General features: G+C 73.3%; 14 protein-coding genes. 5 read left to right on the top strand and 9 right to left on the bottom strand.

Translation table 11 applies throughout. The annotated features are described in order from the left end of the window. Positions 1–219: 219 nt before the first annotated feature. The 4 genes from DEI99_RS01220 to DEI99_RS01205 form a co-directional block, all read right to left on the bottom strand. Positions 220–1,326, bottom strand: coding sequence for an NAD-dependent epimerase/dehydratase family protein (locus DEI99_RS01220; protein ID WP_111042049.1), 1,107 nt, complete (start codon positions 1,324–1,326; stop codon positions 220–222). Further along, positions 1,326–2,519 carry a zinc-dependent alcohol dehydrogenase gene (locus DEI99_RS01215; protein WP_111042048.1) on the bottom strand — a complete coding sequence of 398 codons (1,194 nt, stop codon included), beginning with the start codon at positions 2,517–2,519 and terminating at the stop codon, positions 1,326–1,328. The genes DEI99_RS01220 and DEI99_RS01215 overlap by 1 nt, the downstream gene beginning before the upstream one ends. A 133-nt stretch (positions 2,520–2,652) precedes the next feature. Further along, entirely contained in the window at positions 2,653–3,288 is a 636-nt protein-coding gene (locus tag DEI99_RS01210; protein WP_111042047.1) for a DNA alkylation repair protein, read from the bottom strand. 168 nt (positions 3,289–3,456) lie between these two features. Continuing rightward, positions 3,457–4,668 (bottom strand): peptidoglycan DD-metalloendopeptidase family protein, encoded by a 1,212-nt coding sequence (locus tag DEI99_RS01205; protein WP_111042046.1) that lies wholly within the window; start codon positions 4,666–4,668, stop codon positions 3,457–3,459. A gap of 161 nt (positions 4,669–4,829) precedes the next feature. On the opposite strand from DEI99_RS01205, the gene DEI99_RS01200 reads away from it, so the two are divergent. Continuing rightward, positions 4,830–6,770: a gamma-glutamyltransferase family protein gene (locus DEI99_RS01200; RefSeq protein ID WP_258369443.1), complete on the top strand. Its 1,941-nt coding sequence runs from the start codon at positions 4,830–4,832 to the stop codon at positions 6,768–6,770. A gap of 93 nt (positions 6,771–6,863) precedes the next feature. On the opposite strand, the gene DEI99_RS01195 is transcribed toward DEI99_RS01200, so the two are convergent. Both DEI99_RS01195 and DEI99_RS01190 read right to left on the bottom strand, forming a co-directional pair. Next, on the bottom strand, positions 6,864–7,268 hold the full coding sequence (locus DEI99_RS01195; RefSeq protein WP_111042045.1) for a VOC family protein: 405 nt from the start codon (positions 7,266–7,268) through the stop codon (positions 6,864–6,866). Positions 7,269–7,325: 57 nt separating this feature from the next. Further along, the gene (locus DEI99_RS01190; protein ID WP_111042044.1) at positions 7,326–8,369 is read right to left on the bottom strand and encodes an NAD(P)-dependent alcohol dehydrogenase; all 1,044 of its coding nucleotides are present in this window, start codon (positions 8,367–8,369) and stop codon (positions 7,326–7,328) included. A 417-nt stretch (positions 8,370–8,786) separates the two neighbouring features. On the opposite strand from DEI99_RS01190, the gene DEI99_RS01185 reads away from it, so the two are divergent. From DEI99_RS01185 to DEI99_RS01175, 3 genes are all read left to right on the top strand, one after another. Next, positions 8,787–9,227 (top strand): OsmC family protein, encoded by a 441-nt coding sequence (locus DEI99_RS01185; protein ID WP_071254211.1) that lies wholly within the window; start codon positions 8,787–8,789, stop codon positions 9,225–9,227. A gap of 86 nt (positions 9,228–9,313) precedes the next feature. Next, positions 9,314–9,571 carry a hypothetical protein gene (locus DEI99_RS01180; protein ID WP_111042043.1) on the top strand — a complete coding sequence of 86 codons (258 nt, stop codon included), beginning with the start codon at positions 9,314–9,316 and terminating at the stop codon, positions 9,569–9,571. 58 nt (positions 9,572–9,629) lie between these two features. Continuing rightward, positions 9,630–11,141, top strand: coding sequence for a threonine/serine exporter family protein (locus DEI99_RS01175; RefSeq protein WP_111042042.1), 1,512 nt, complete (start codon positions 9,630–9,632; stop codon positions 11,139–11,141). 155 nt (positions 11,142–11,296) lie between these two features. Here the strand turns inward: DEI99_RS01175 and DEI99_RS01170 are convergent, their stop codons facing one another. Next, entirely contained in the window at positions 11,297–11,491 is a 195-nt protein-coding gene (locus DEI99_RS01170; RefSeq protein ID WP_071254217.1) for a DUF2795 domain-containing protein, read from the bottom strand. Positions 11,492–11,588: 97 nt separating this feature from the next. Further along, positions 11,589–12,275 (bottom strand): TetR/AcrR family transcriptional regulator, encoded by a 687-nt coding sequence (locus DEI99_RS01165; protein ID WP_111042041.1) that lies wholly within the window; start codon positions 12,273–12,275, stop codon positions 11,589–11,591. 166 nt (positions 12,276–12,441) lie between these two features. On the opposite strand from DEI99_RS01165, the gene DEI99_RS01160 reads away from it, so the two are divergent. Next, the gene (locus tag DEI99_RS01160) at positions 12,442–12,759 is read left to right on the top strand and encodes a hypothetical protein (RefSeq protein ID WP_146247122.1); all 318 of its coding nucleotides are present in this window, start codon (positions 12,442–12,444) and stop codon (positions 12,757–12,759) included. 94 nt (positions 12,760–12,853) lie between these two features. Here DEI99_RS01160 and DEI99_RS01155 read toward each other — a convergent pair whose 3' ends face one another. Next, positions 12,854–13,753 carry an SDR family oxidoreductase gene (locus tag DEI99_RS01155; protein ID WP_111042055.1) on the bottom strand — a complete coding sequence of 300 codons (900 nt, stop codon included), beginning with the start codon at positions 13,751–13,753 and terminating at the stop codon, positions 12,854–12,856. Positions 13,754–13,825 lie beyond the last annotated feature (72 nt).

Raw genomic sequence — 13,825 nt, 5'->3', positions numbered from 1 at the left:
CCGAGGCCCCTCCGGAGCCCCGATCCCCGTCACCGCGGGCGCTGGATCGTCACCGTCCCGACACACAGCACGTGCGCGATCCATCCCATCGCACGTGGAGTGGGAAGCGGATCCGCGCGTCGGAGGCCAGAACTTCCGGCTCCCGACGCGCGGAAGACCCTCCCACGCGCGGAACGACCTCCGACGCGCGAAACAGCACCCCGGCACCCCGCCCGCGCCCTACCCGCGCAAGGGCCCCGACGCCGGGACGTTCGTGCCGTCGGCGAAGCCGGCCACCAGCGCACGCAGGGCGTCCTCGGAGGTGTGCCGCGGCTCCCAGCCGAGCACCGTCCGGGCACGGTCGGTGCGCATGATCGGCACCCCGGCCGCGATGTCGATCCAGCCGGCGTCCGTCGGCTGCAGGCGGAGCCGCCAGGTCAGGGTCACGATGCCGCGCAGCAACCGGAGCGGGATGCGCACGGCGCCGAGCATGCCGAAGGCCCGTGCGAGCCGCGGCGGGTTGAGCACCGGCGACGCGGCGATGTTGAACGCACCGCCGGCCCGCCGGTCGACCGCGCGCCAGTAGGCGTCGGCGACGTCGTCGGCGTGCACGGCCTGGAACACGAACGGGTACGGCAGCGGCAACACGAGCCAGCGCACCCAGCGGACGATCGACATCGGCACGAGGTGCCCGAGGAACAGCCCGCGGATCTCGGCCGCCGCGTCGCGCTGGAAGACGAGCCCTGGCCGCAGCCGCGTCACCACCACCGAGGGGTGCTCCGCCTCGAACGCGTCGAGCGCGGCCTCGTTCTCGGCCTTGTGGATCGAGTACGTCGCCGTCGGGATGCCGTCGGTCGGCCACGTCTCGTCGACGGGCGTGCGCTTGCCGTCGACGTCGACCCCGCGGTAGGTGCCGACGGACGACGCGATGACGACCTGGGGCACCCCGACGCGGGCGACCGCCGCCAGGACGTTCGCCGTCCCCGTGACGTTCGTCCGGTACTGCGTCGGGATGTCGTGCGTCGGCTGCAGGGCCCACGCCAGGTGGATGACGGCGTCGGCGCCGCGGAACACGGCCGCGAGCCGGTCGACGGCGTCCGCCGCGCCGACGTCGACGCTGTGCCACACCGCCGAGGCGTACGGCTCGGCGTGCGCGTCGGGCAGCCGCCGGGCGACGCCGACGAGCTCGACCTCGCCGCGTGCGGCGTCGGGCGACGCGGCCGCGTGGGCACCACCGTGCCCCGCAGCCGCCGTCGCTGCTCCGTCGCCGCCGGCGCGGACCTCGGCGAGCCGGCGGAGCACCGCCGTTCCGACGTTGCCGGTCGCGCCGACGACGACGATCCGCATCAGGCGGCTGCCATGGCCGGGTCGAGCACGACCTTCACGCAGTCGTCCTGCTTCTTCTGGAACACCTCGTACATGTGCGGGGCGTCCTCGAGCGACACCCGGTGCGAGGTCAGGTCGAGCGTGCCGAGCGGGTCCGACGGGTCGGACACGAGCGGCATGAGGTCGTCGACCCAGCGGCGGACGTTGCACTGTCCCTCGCGGATCGTGATCTGCTTGTCGAACAGCGTCATCATCGGCATCGGGTCGGCCATGCCGCCGTAGACGCCGCTCAGGGAGACCGTGCCGCCGCGGCGCACCAGGTCGATCGCGGTGTGCACGGCGTCGAGCCGGTCGACGCCGGCGGTCTCGATCGCCTTCTGCGCGAGCTTGTCCGGCAGCAGACCGGCGGCGCGCTGGGCGAAGCCGGCGACGGGATTGCCGTGCGCCTCCATGCCGACCCCGTCGACGACGGCGTCCGGGCCGCGGCCGTCCGTCAGGTCGACGAGCTCGGCGACCAGGTCCTTCGACAGGTCGAACGTCTCGATGTCGTACTTCGCGGCGAGGTCGCGGCGGACCTGCTCCGGCTCGACGGCGAGCACGCGGTAGCCGAGGTGCTTGCCGATGCGGGCGGCGAACTGGCCGACCGGGCCGAGGCCGAGCACCGCGAGCGTGCCGCCCTCCGGCACGTCCGCGTACTGCACGGCCTGCCAGGCCGTCGGCAGGATGTCGCTCATGAACAGCCAGCGGTCGTCGGGCGTGCCGTCGTCCGGGATGACGATGGGGCCGTAGTCCGCGTGCGGCACGCGCAGGTACTCGGCCTGGCCGCCGGGCACCTGGCCGTACATCTTCGTGTAGCCGAAGAGCGCCGCGCCGGAGCCGTACTCGGTGACCTGGGTGGTCTCGCACTGCGACTGCAGGCCGCGCTCGCACATGTAGCAGTGCCCGCACGAGATGTTGAAGGGGATGACGACGCGATCGCCGACCTTGAGGTTCGTGACGGCGGAGCCGACCTCCTCGACGATGCCCATCGGCTCGTGCCCGAGGACGTCGCCCTTGTCGATGTACGGTCCGAGCACCCGGTACAGGTGCAGGTCGGAGCCGCAGATCGCCGTGGAGGTGATCCGCACGATCGCGTCGGTCGGCTGCTGGATGGTCGGGTCGGGGACGGTCTCGACGGACACCTTCTCGGTGCCCTGCCAGGTGAGTGCGCGCACGTCGCGTTCCTCTCGTGGTTCGCTTCGGGCCGGCCGGGAGGCACGGCTCGCGTTCACGTCCTCGGTACCCGCCCGCCCCGTGGTGCGTTCCCAGCCCGGCGTGCGGTGCGCGCGTCGGCGCGCGTGGCGGCGGTCAGCCGCGCAGGCGGTCCCGCTCGGCCGCCGGCAGGTGCTCCGTCGCGGTCGCGAGTGCGGCGGGCGTCAGGAACCGTCCGCTCTGCTCGAGGAACGCCACGAGGGCGGGCTCCGACGCCCGCTTCCCCGTCTCGCGCAGCACCCGGCCGAGCGCGGACTGCACGGTGTCGCCGCGTTCCCGCACGAGTCGCCCCGCGATGCCGAGTGGCACGTCGGCGTCGCCCTGCTTCGCGAACGCGAGCGTCGCGACGACAGCGATCCGCCGCACCATCGCGACGTCGGACTTCACGAGCGCGAAGATCGGGCCCGTCGAACCGCCGATGAGCGGGGCGCCGACGAGCTCCTCGGCCGCGAGGTCGACGAGCACCGGGTCGTCGAACCGCTCCGCCTTGGCGGCGGCCAGGTACTCCTCGGTCAGCTCCGGGTCGGGGCGTGCCCGCATGGCCTGCACGAGCAGCAGGACGGCGACGGTCTTCGCGCCGTCGTCCTCGCTCCAGAGCAGCGCCGAGCGCTCCCCCTCGTCGAGGTCCTGGAACTGCCGCGCGACCCGGCGGGCCGCCGCGACGTCCCCGGTCGTGCGGGCGAACGCGGCCAGCACGGCCTCGGCGTCGTGTCCTCCGCCGCGCTGTCCCATCGCCTCCAGCCTACGGTCCCGGGGGCGTGGACGGGGCGGGGTGTCGCCCGCCCCGCTGGGTGGGCAGGGGTGCGGACGCGCGCCCGTCGGCGACGCGACCGTCCCCGTCCACCCGAGCCGTGCCTCCCGGCCGGGACGCGCTCGTGCCGTCCGCCGCCGTGCGCCGCGTCAGCGGAAGTGCAGCGTCCCGAGCGGGTCGACGAGGGTGCCGTTCCGCCGGACCTCGACGTGCACGTGCGGCCCGGTCGACTGCCCGGTGTTGCCGGACTTCGCGATCTCGGTCGAGAGCTTGACGATCTGGCCCTTCTTGACCTCGATCTTGCTGAGGTGCGCCGTCAGGACCGTGGTGAGTCCGTAGGTCACGACGACGTAGTTGCCGTACGCGGCGTCGTTCGCGACGGTCTTCGTCACGGTGCCGGACCCCGAGGAGTACACCGCCGTGCCCACCGCGACGGGCGCGTCCGTGCCCTGGTGGTAGCGCGGCACGTGGCCGGCGCCGCGGTCGTCGCCGTAGCGGCCGCTGATCTTCGTGCCGTTGACCGGCCAGGCGAGGCCGGTGACCGGGCGGCTCGACCAGACGCGGGTGTCCTTCGCGCCGTAGAGCACGACGTTGCCGTCGACCTGCACCAGGAGGGTGCCGGAGCCGGCCGTGCTCGTGCGGCTGGACCAGAGCGCGACCTTCTTGCGCGAGGCATCACGGGTCCAGACGACCATGTTGCCCTTCTTCTGCAGCTCCACCCAGGCGCCGGGGTGCCCGCCGGTCCTCGTCTGCCAGACGACGCGGCCGCCCTGCTTCTGCACGAGGTTGCCGTCGGTGCGCATGTTGAGGGTGCGGGTCGCGCTCGTGTCGGAGCGCAGGACGGTGCCGCCGAGGATGCGGTTGCCGGACAGGACCCGGTCCTGGAAGTTCGTCCAGTTCACGACGACCTTCTTGCCCGCCAGGAGCGCCATGGTGCCGTCGGCACGGACCTTGAGCGCCGTCGACTGCCCGGTGCCCGCCGACGCCCAGCGTGCGAGCCGCTTGCCGTTCCTGGTGATGTCGAGCGCGCGGTTCTTGCCGACCACGGCGACCGCGCCCGGCGCGCCGGACGTGTTCGAGGCCCAGAGCACCTGGTTGCCGATGCCGTACTCGACCAGGTTGCCGTCGCCCTGCATGATCAGGCGGAACTGGCCGTTCGGCGAGGTGACCTGGTCACCGGGGGCGATCGTCGTGCCGGCCGGTGCCGAGCCGACCCAGACCGCCGACGCCGAGGCGGGTCGAGCGGTCACCGCGAGGTCACCCGCGACGAGTGCGGTCGCGGCGACGGCGAGCGCCGTGAGGAGCCCGGCGAAGCGGAGGGACCGGCGCGCGCGCACGACGGTCGAGTGGTTGGTGGTCATGGAGTCCCTGCCTCGTGGAGCGGCCGCGCCCCTGCGCGGTCGTTCGGCGCTCGCCCTGCACGAGTCGCCGAACGATGGTCGCTTCTCACCGCGGGGCGCACAACCCCGTGACAGGGGGGTACGGCGACACCTGTCCGCCGGTGCTGGGACAGGATGGGGCCATGCCGACGCCGAACCCCGCCTTCGTCCCGCCCGCCGGACAGACCACGCGCCCCGACCTGCAGGGCACCTTCGGCATGGCCGCCGCGACGCACTGGACCGCCACGGCCACCGCGCAGTCCGTGCTGGAGCGGGGTGGGAACGCGTTCGACGCGGCGGTCGCCGGGGCGTTCGTGCTGCACGTCGTCGAGCCGCACCTGAACGGGCCGGGTGGCGACCTGACTGCGGTGTTCGCGACGGCGACGGACCCGACCCCGGTCGTGTTGGTCGGGCAGGGTCCCGCACCGGCCGCTGCGACCCCGGAGCACTACCGCGCCGAGGGCCTCGCCCTCGTGCCGGGGTCCGGCGCCCTCGCCGCGACCGTCCCCGGCGCGGTCGACGCGTGGCTGCTCCTGCTGCGCGACCACGGCACGTGGGAGCTCGCCGACGTCCTCGCCCCGGCGATCGGCTACGCCCGCGACGGCCACCCCGTCGCCCCGGCCGTGGTCCGCACCATCACGGCCGTGCAGGACCTGTTCCGGCAGCACTGGCCGACGTCCGCGGCGCAGTGGCTGCCCGACGGTGCGGTGCCGGCCGCCGGTGACCTGGTGCGCAACGAGGCGCTCGCGTCGGTGCTCGACCGGCTCGTCGCCGCCGGTACCGGCTCCGGCACCCGGACCGCCCGCATCGACGCGGCCCGCACCGAGTGGTCCGAGGGGTCCGTCGCCGAGGCGATCGACCGGTTCGTCCGCGAACCGCACCGCCATTCCTCCGGCACCGACCACGCGGGGGTGATCCGCGGGTCGGACCTCGCGGCCTTCCGGGCGTCCTACGAACCGGCGACGACGGCGACCTTCCGCGGGTGCACGATCGCGAAGACCGGGCCGTGGGGGCAGGGGCCGGCGCTGCTGCAGACGCTCCGCCTGCTCGACCCCCTCGACGACGCACTGCTCGACCCGTCCACCGAGGTCGGCGCGCACACGATCGTCGAGGCGCAGAAGCTCGCGCTCGCCGACCGCGAGGCCTTCTACGGCGACGGCGACGTCCCGATGGACGTCCTGCTCTCCGGCGCCTACACCGACGAGCGTCGCGCGCTCATCGGTGACCGGGCGTCCGCGGAGCTCCGCCCGGGCAGCGTCGCGGGCGTCGAGCACGTGCTGCCGCCGTTCCGCACCCCCGACGACGCCGAGCGTCCGGCTGGGCTCGGCGAGCCGACCGTGCAGGTCGCGCGGGGCGCCGGTCGCCCGCCCGTCGCTCCCGCTGCTCCCGCTGCTCCCGGTGCTCCCGCCGCTCCCGGTGCTCCCGTCGCTCCCGTCGCTCCCGCTGCTCCTGTGGAGGACCGCGGCGAACCGTTCGTGGCCCCGGACGGCGAGACCCGCGGCGACACCTGCCACATCGACGTCGTCGACCGCTGGGGCAACATCGTCAGCGCGACCCCGTCCGGCGGCTGGCTGCAGTCGTCACCGACGATCCCCGGCCTCGGGTTCTGCCTCGGCACGCGCCTGCAGATGACGTGGCTCGAGCCGGGCACGGCCTCGACCCTGCGTCCGGGGGACCGTCCGCGCACGACGCTCACCCCGACGCTCGTGCTGCGGGACGGCGAACCCGTCGCGGCCCTCGGCTCACCGGGCGGCGACCAGCAGGACCAGTGGCAGCTGCTCTTCCTGCTGCGCTGGATCGTCGGCGGGTACTCGCCGCAGCAGGCCATCGACGCCCCGGCACTGCACACCACGTCGTTCCCCGGTTCGTTCTGGCCGCGCACGTGGGAGCCGGCGGGACTCGTGGTCGAGGACCGCCTCGGCGACGCGGTGATCGCCGGCCTGGAGGCCCGTGGTCACGTGGTCACGCGCGCCGGCGACTGGTCGCTGGGTCGCCTCTCCTGCGTCACCCGAGACACGTCGACCGGCGTCCTCGGTGCCGCCGCGAACCCGCGGGGCGCGCAGGGCTACGCCGCGGGGCGCTGACACCCGGGGCGGGCGCGGGGCGGGGTCCGGGTACCGGGTACCGGGCGCCGGCGTGACGGTCGCCGGGCACCGGCGTGACGGTCGCGGTCGCCGTCAGGGCGTCGGTGCCGTCTCCGGCTTCATCCAGAACGGCGAGTAGTGGTACCCGTCGGGGTCGTCGAACTGGCGCTGGTACATGAACGGGAAGTCGTCGGTGTCCCCGACCCGGCCCCCGGCGGCGGCGGCTCGCTCCACCAGGTCGTCGACCGCCTCGCGGCTGTCCAGGTCGAACGAGACCGTCACCTTCGAGGGGGTGTCCGGACCGCCGACGAGGTCCTCGGTCCCGCCGACGCTCGCGTACACCGCACGGCTGGCGAGCATGACGAACTGCCCGGGCGTGATCGCGAAGCACGACACGTCGTCGCGGGACATCGTGGTGTCCTTCGTCCAGCCGAGCGCGCTGTAGAAGGCGGTCGCGCGTTCGACGCTCTCGACCGGGCAGCTGATGAACAGGCTCATGCGGGCAAGGATCGCCCCGCCCGCGACACCCGTCAAGGGCGCCGCGGGCGCTGCCCGTCAGAGCGTCGGGACGACCACCGCGCGGCCCGAGAGCTCGCCGGACTCGAGCTTGCGGTACGCCTCGAGCGCGTCCGACAGCGCGTAGCGCTCGACGTCGGGGACGATCTGCCCCGCGCGGTACATGGCGACGACCTCGTTCAGGTCCTCGATGGTGCCCCAGTACGTGTTCGTGATGGTCGACTCGTACGGCGTCGAGAAGAAGTTCCACTCGGTGGTGCCGCCCGCGATCCCGACGACGGTGAACCGGCCGCCGACCGCCATCGACGCCTGCGCGAGCGTGATCGTGGGGGTGGCACCGACGAAGTCGAAGGCCGCATCGACACCGCGACCGCCGGTGATCTCGCGGATCGCAGCGGCCTGGTCCGGGCCGCCGGGCACCGTGATCGCGCCCCGGGCGGCAGCGCGGTCCATCGCGTCCTGCTTCATGTCCGTGGCGATGACCGTGGCGCCGGTGAGCGCGGTGAGGATCTGCACGGCGATCTGCCCGAGGCCGCCCAGCCCGACGACCAGCGCGTACTTGCCGCCGCCCGCCAGGTTCGGCAGGGAGTTCTTGATCGCGTGGTACGGCGTGAGCGCGGCGTCGCTGAGCGGTGCGGCGGCGATCGGGTCGGCGTCGCCGAGCGGCACGAGGTTCCGCGCCGGCACCGTCACGTACTCCGCCATGCCGCCGTCGCGCCCGAGGCCGATGCCCATGTACGGGTTCGTCGCGGCGTTCTCGCAGTAGGTGTCCTGCCCCTTCGAGCAGTACGAGCAGTGCCCGCAGCCGACCGGCCCGTACACCAGGTAGGCGTCACCCTCGGCGAAGCCGGTGACCCCGTCGCCGACGGCCTCGACCCAGCCGGAGTTCTCGTGACCGAGCACGAACGCGGGGGCCTGGGCGCCCGGCTGGCCCTCCTGGAACTCGCGGTACACGGCGACGTCCGAGTGGCAAGCCCCGGCACCGGCGACCTTGAGCAGCACCTCCCCCGGCCCGGGAGTGGGCTTCGGGACCTCCGTCAGGGACGGGAAGGTCTGGTACTGCTCGAACACGACGGCGCGCATGGGGTTCTCCTCTTTCGCTGACTGCGGGCGGCGGATCGGCGGTGATCCGTCGGGCGTCAGGAGGGGTGCGGCGTCGCGATCGGATCGTGTGATCCGGAGGTTCATCCTACACCTGTTGCCCTCCGCGACACCTGTCGCCCACCTGCACGCGCACGCTCCTTCCCATCGCGCGTGAGATGGGAAGCGGTTCCGCGCGTGGTCGGCCGGAAGGAACGTCCCCCGACGCGCGGATCACCTCACCACGCGCGGAACGACCCCCCACGCGCGGGACAGCACCGGAACAGCACCCGGGCAGCACCAGGCACACCCGGAACCCTGCGTCTTCGCCGTGAGCGGGTTGCGAGAACGAGCGTTCTCCGATTGACTCGGCTCCGACGGTCCCGCTCGGGTCCGATCCCCCACACGAAAGGAGCGGCCATGCCCACGCGCACCGCACGCACCGCCTGGAACGGCGGCCTCAACGACGGTTCCGGTCAGGTCGAGCTCTCGAGCTCGAAGGTCGGCACCTACGACGTCTCGTTCCCGAAGCGCGCCGCTGACGAGGCCGGTGGCACGACCAGCCCCGAGGAGCTCATCGCCGCAGCGCACTCGGCCTGCTACGCCATGCAGTTCTCCGCCGTCCTCGGCGAGGCCGGCGGCACCGTCGAGGCCCTCGACGTCAAGGCCGACGTCTCGCTCGGCCCGGACTCGGCCGGCGGCTTCAAGCTCACCGGCATCGCCCTCACCGTCAGCGGTGAGGTCTCCGGCATCGACGAGGCGACCTTCCTGAAGGCCGCCGAGGACGCCAAGGCGACCTGCCCGGTCAGCAAGGCCCTCACCGGCGTCGAGATCACGCTCGACGCGACGTTCGAGCAGTAGGCAGCAGACCGACCACCTGTCGGACAGGAGGCCCGTGGCGACCCCGCCACGGGCCTCCTGTCCGTCGTCCCCGTACGCTGGTGCGCATGGGACGTCGCCTCTTCGCCACCCCGTCCGGTATCGCGTTCTGGGTGGGCCTGGTCGCCCTCGTGGCAGGGATCGTGGTCGCGCTGACCGCCCCGACGGCGTCGTTCGGCTGGTTCGCGTACGCGCCCCTGTCCGACTACGCCTTCGTCGCCGGGACCAATTCGGTGCAGCGGGCCGTCGGTCAGCTGCTCGCCGTCGCCGGCGCCGTGGTCGCCGCGTTCGCCGCCGGTCGGCTCAGCGTGCGCCGCCGGAGCTGACCCTGCGGCGTCCAGCGGACGTCCGGACTCGGCGCGATCCGCCTGGCACCATGGCGTGATGGCCGAGCAGCACCCCCCTGGCCCGCACAAGCCGGGCCGCCCACCACGGCCACGACGCCGCAGCCTGGCGCAGCACGACCTGCGCGACGCCCGGGCCCGTCTGCGCGGCACGATCTACGAGCACGTCGAGCCCGACGCGAAGGGGCGCGACCAGTACACCGCGACCCAGATCGTCGACTTCTGCCTCGACCTGGCCGAGGTGATGCTCGCCTCCGGCGCGGACACCCGGAGCGTCGAGACCGCCGTCGTCGCGGTGTCCACGAAGTGGAACCTCGCGCCGCTCGACCTCGACTTCTCCGGCAGCTCGGTGACGATCCAGTACGCGCCGTCCGACGTCCCGCCGCTCGTGAAGGTCCGCACCGTGCACTCGGACGGCTCCGACCTCGACCGCCTGGCGCGGGCGAACCAGATCGTCGACGACCTGATCCACGACGACCGGGACATGACCTCTGCCGTGAACGCGCTCGTCGCCGTGCTCCGGATGCCGCCGCGGTGGCCGACGTGGCTGGCCGACGTCGGCCTGTCCGTCCTCGGCACGTCGATCGCGATGCAGGCCGGCGGCGGCTGGCGCGCCGGGGTCGGCGCGTTCGTGCTCATGCTCGGCATCATCGTGTCCGGCCGGTGGCTGACCGGCCGCGGGTACCCGCAGTTCTTCGTCTCGGGAGCGCAGGCCGCCGTGGCCTCCGCGATCGGGTCGCTCGCCATCCGCGCCGAGGTCCTCGGGCCCGGCGGCGCGGCCACCATGGTCGCCGCCCTGGTCGTGCTCCTGCTGCCGCACCCGTCGCTCGTGACCTGGGCGCAGGACGCCATCTCCGGCTTCCGGGCGATGGCGGTGGCCCGCGCGTTCTACATCGGGCTGGTCATCGCCGCGATCGTGGTCGGGGTGCCGGCAGGCATCGCCGTCACGCACTGGCTGTCGATCGAGGTCGACCCGTCCGGCATCGTCATCCGCCCCCTGCCGCTCTGGGCACTCATGTCGCTCACCGTCGTGTCGGCGGCGGCGAACTGCTTCGTGCAGCAGGCGAGCGCCCGGGTGATCCCGGTCGCGGTGGTCTTCTCGGTCGCGGCGGGTACCTCGCTGTGGGTGCTGCGCCAGGCCGGGCTGCCGCTGCTCGGTGCGACGTTCCTGGCGTCGGTCCTGCTCGGCGTGCTGTCGACCTACGCGGCGGTGCGGATGCGGACGGCGGTGGCGGCGATCGCGGTACCGGCGTTCTGCGGGGCGCTGCTGCCCGGTGTCGCGGTGTCGAACGCCCTGCTCAACTTCATGTCCGGGTCACCCGGCGCGGCGCTCGACTTCGTCGCCGCGGTGTCCGTCGCGCTCGGCATCGGCGCCGGACTCGTGCTCGGCGGCCTCTTCGCCACGCCCGGCGCCCGTCGCGCCCTGCGCCGCACCCGTCGGGTCGTCGTGCACTCGGTCCACAACGACACCACGGCGCTGCGGGTCATCCGGGACTCCGGGTACGACCCGGGCGACGGTTCGGTGCCGCGCGGGTCGCGGTCGAGCGCGTAGCCCGGGTCGCCCGGGTCGCTCGGGTCGCTCGCGGTCAGGCGGGTCGCGCTCGGGCGGCACCGAATGAGCAGAAGACGTCGGGTGCGATCACGCCACCCGACGTCTTCTGCTCACTCGATGCGACCGTGTCGCGAGCGCGGCACGGTCGCTCGCGCTCAGCCCGCGTCGGAGACGGCGCTCGACACCGCGGTCGGGCCGTCGTACTCACGGTCCGGGATCCCGCGCAGTGCCTCGAGCACGTCGTCGGGGGCGTTCTCCTGCTCGGCGGTCGAGACGATGTCGTCCTTCGACGCCGGGTAGTCGATGCCGCTCAGGTACTTCTGGACCTGGATGGGGTTCGGTGATGCCATGTCGGTTCCTTCCGTCGACACCCATCGGTACGCGGTCGACGCTCGGCCCCGGCGCAGGCACGCGCTCAGCGGACGTCGGACCGGGCAGGAACCGCGCTCAGATCTCCCAGCTGCCGGTGTCGTCGTCGTTCCAGGTCGCCAGACGGCGGGCGGCGCCCGCCTCGTAGCGTTCCATCCACCCGCGCTCGAGCCGCGCCACGGCCCGGTCGAAGGCCGGCACCAGGTCGAGGTCGGAGCGCAGCAGCGCCTGCAGCTGCAGGCCCTCGTACAGGGCGATGAGCTGCTCGGCACCGCGCCGCGGCTCCATGGTGTGCGGCGCGCGGCCGACGGCGACGTCGTGCTCGAGTCCGCGCTTGATCTGGGCGTAGAAGAGCTGGTAGCGCGAGCGCAGGTAGTTCGCCATCGGGTGCAGCGGGTTGCCCGCCACGGACAGCAGCGCGACGAGCAGGCGCATGAGCGCGGGGTCCTCGGCGTTCGACGCGACGATGGCGCGGAGCAGGTCGACGGTGGAGCCGTCCCCGACCTCGCGCGTGACCTCGTCCATCCGGGCGCCGTTCCAGCGGTCCAGCGCGGCGAGCACCAGGCCGTCCCACGACGGGAAGTGCTGCTCGAGTTCGGAGACGGGGATCCCCAGGCGTTCGGCGACGTGGGCGGGTCGCGCCTCGTGGAAGGGGACGTCGCGCAGGAGGTCGACGGTGGCCCCCACGATCGTGATCCGCAGGTGCAGGGTGGCGGCCGCGGCGACAGCCGCCTGCGTGTCCGCGCTGGTGTGTTCGAGCATCATGCCCTCCGTCGTTCGCCGGACGTCGTGTCCGCGTCGCCCCGGGAGCCGGGACCCCTCCATGCTGACGCAGAACGGGGGACACCAGAATCCCCGGTCCGGGTGTCAGCACATCGGAGGACAAGCGACGTCCAGCGCCCTCGCGGCACCGCGTGTGACGATGCCGGGCATGACCCCGAACGACCCCACCGCACAGGGACTCGCGACCATGGCCTCGGCCGGCTTCGAGTTCGGCGGCGACCCCGACCAGGTGGCCCACGACGTCCGGGCCATGTGGGAGCAGCTCGGGCGACCGGCCGGAGCGTTCGAGGCCGCCGCACGGGCCGTCGCGGTGCTGCCCCAGCGTCCGGAGGTCCCGATCGCCGACCAGGCTCGCCGCCGGGCCGTCGAGCGGGCGATCGGCATCAACCCGGTCGAGGTCGAGCTCGCCGCGGCCCTCTCGGCGCGCGAGCTCCTCGAACGGATGGCCGGCACCGTCACCTGTTGACGCCGCGCCGGCGGTGGACGCGACCCAGGACACGACAGGAGGCGCGGTGCCCACCGGCACCGCGCCTCCTGTACGACCGCTCGTGGAGCGCGCCCTACGGCGTCGGCATCCCGCCGTCGACGTGCAGCGTCTCGCCCACGACGTACGACGACTCGCCGCTCGCCAGGAACACGAACGCCGGCGCGAGCTCGGCGGGCTGACCCCAGCGACCCAGGTAGGTCTGTTCACCGGCGGAGGGCAGCGCCTCCGGCGGCTGGCCGCCGGCCGGCTGCAGCGGCGTCCAGATCGGACCCGGGGCGACCGCGTTGACGCGGATGCCCTTCGGGGCGAGCTGCGCCGCCAGGCCCTTGGCCATGTTGTTCACGGTCGCCTTCGTGGCGGCGTAGTGCACCAGGTGGGGCGACGGCGCGTAGGCCTGGATCGACGTCGTGTTGATGATCGTCGAACCCGGCTGCAGGTGCGGCACGGCGGCCTTCGTGATGCGGAAGGTCGCGTAGGCGTTCGTCTTGAAGGTCTCGTCGAACTCCTCGTCGGAGATCTTCGTGATGTCGTCGACGTTCTGCTGCTTGCCCGCGTTGTTCACGAGGATGTCGAGCCCGCCGAGCTGCTCGACGGCGTCGGCGACGAGCTGCTCGCAGAACTCGAGCGAGGTGATGTCACCGGGCAGGGCGACGGCCTTGCGGCCGGCCGCCTCGATGAGGCCGACGATGCGCTCGGCGTCCTCCTGCTCCTCGGGCAGGTACGAGATGGCGACGTCGGCGCCCTCGCGTGCGTAGGCGATGGCGACGGCTGCGCCGATGCCGGAGTCGCCGCCGGTCACGAGCGCCTTGCGGCCCTCGAGACGGCCGGAACCGCGGTAGGTGTCCTCGCCGTGGTCCGCGGGGACGTTCTTCGCCATCTCCTCGTCGGTGCCGGCACCCTCGAGGTACTGCTCGTCGGGCTTCTTGTCGGCGTAGAGCTTGGTCGGGTCCTGCATGGTGTACTGGTCCGTCATGCCGGTGACGGTACGCAGCCGCGACAGCACGTCCGCCCAGGAGGCTGTCCCCCGGTCCCACGGGTCGGCCCA

Source organism: Curtobacterium sp. MCLR17_036, from assembly GCF_003234445.2.
Classification (GTDB): Bacteria; Actinomycetota; Actinomycetes; order Actinomycetales; family Microbacteriaceae; genus Curtobacterium.
The sequence above is the reverse complement of the archived record's forward strand: the minus strand, read 5'-3'. Positions and strand labels throughout refer to the sequence as shown.

Bases quoted from the DNA above. Each gene is read 5' to 3' on its own strand.
- DEI99_RS01220 (WP_111042049.1), bottom strand. From the start codon at position 1,326: ATGCGGATCGTCGTCGTCGGCGCGACCGGCAACGTCGGAACGGCGGTG.
- DEI99_RS01210 (WP_111042047.1), bottom strand. From the start codon at position 3,288: ATGGGACAGCGCGGCGGAGGACACGACGCCGAGGCCGTGCTGGCCGCG.
- DEI99_RS01205 (WP_111042046.1), bottom strand. From the start codon at position 4,668: ATGACCACCAACCACTCGACCGTCGTGCGCGCGCGCCGGTCCCTCCGC.
- DEI99_RS01200 (WP_258369443.1), top strand. From the start codon at position 4,830: ATGCCGACGCCGAACCCCGCCTTCGTCCCGCCCGCCGGACAGACCACG.
- DEI99_RS01195 (WP_111042045.1), bottom strand. From the start codon at position 7,268: ATGAGCCTGTTCATCAGCTGCCCGGTCGAGAGCGTCGAACGCGCGACC.
- DEI99_RS01190 (WP_111042044.1), bottom strand. From the start codon at position 8,369: ATGCGCGCCGTCGTGTTCGAGCAGTACCAGACCTTCCCGTCCCTGACG.
- DEI99_RS01185 (WP_071254211.1), top strand. From the start codon at position 8,787: ATGCCCACGCGCACCGCACGCACCGCCTGGAACGGCGGCCTCAACGAC.
- DEI99_RS01180 (WP_111042043.1), top strand. From the start codon at position 9,314: ATGGGACGTCGCCTCTTCGCCACCCCGTCCGGTATCGCGTTCTGGGTG.
- DEI99_RS01175 (WP_111042042.1), top strand. From the start codon at position 9,630: ATGGCCGAGCAGCACCCCCCTGGCCCGCACAAGCCGGGCCGCCCACCA.
- DEI99_RS01170 (WP_071254217.1), bottom strand. From the start codon at position 11,491: ATGGCATCACCGAACCCCATCCAGGTCCAGAAGTACCTGAGCGGCATC.
- DEI99_RS01165 (WP_111042041.1), bottom strand. From the start codon at position 12,275: ATGATGCTCGAACACACCAGCGCGGACACGCAGGCGGCTGTCGCCGCG.
- DEI99_RS01160 (WP_146247122.1), top strand. From the start codon at position 12,442: ATGACCCCGAACGACCCCACCGCACAGGGACTCGCGACCATGGCCTCG.
- DEI99_RS01155 (WP_111042055.1), bottom strand. From the start codon at position 13,753: ATGACGGACCAGTACACCATGCAGGACCCGACCAAGCTCTACGCCGAC.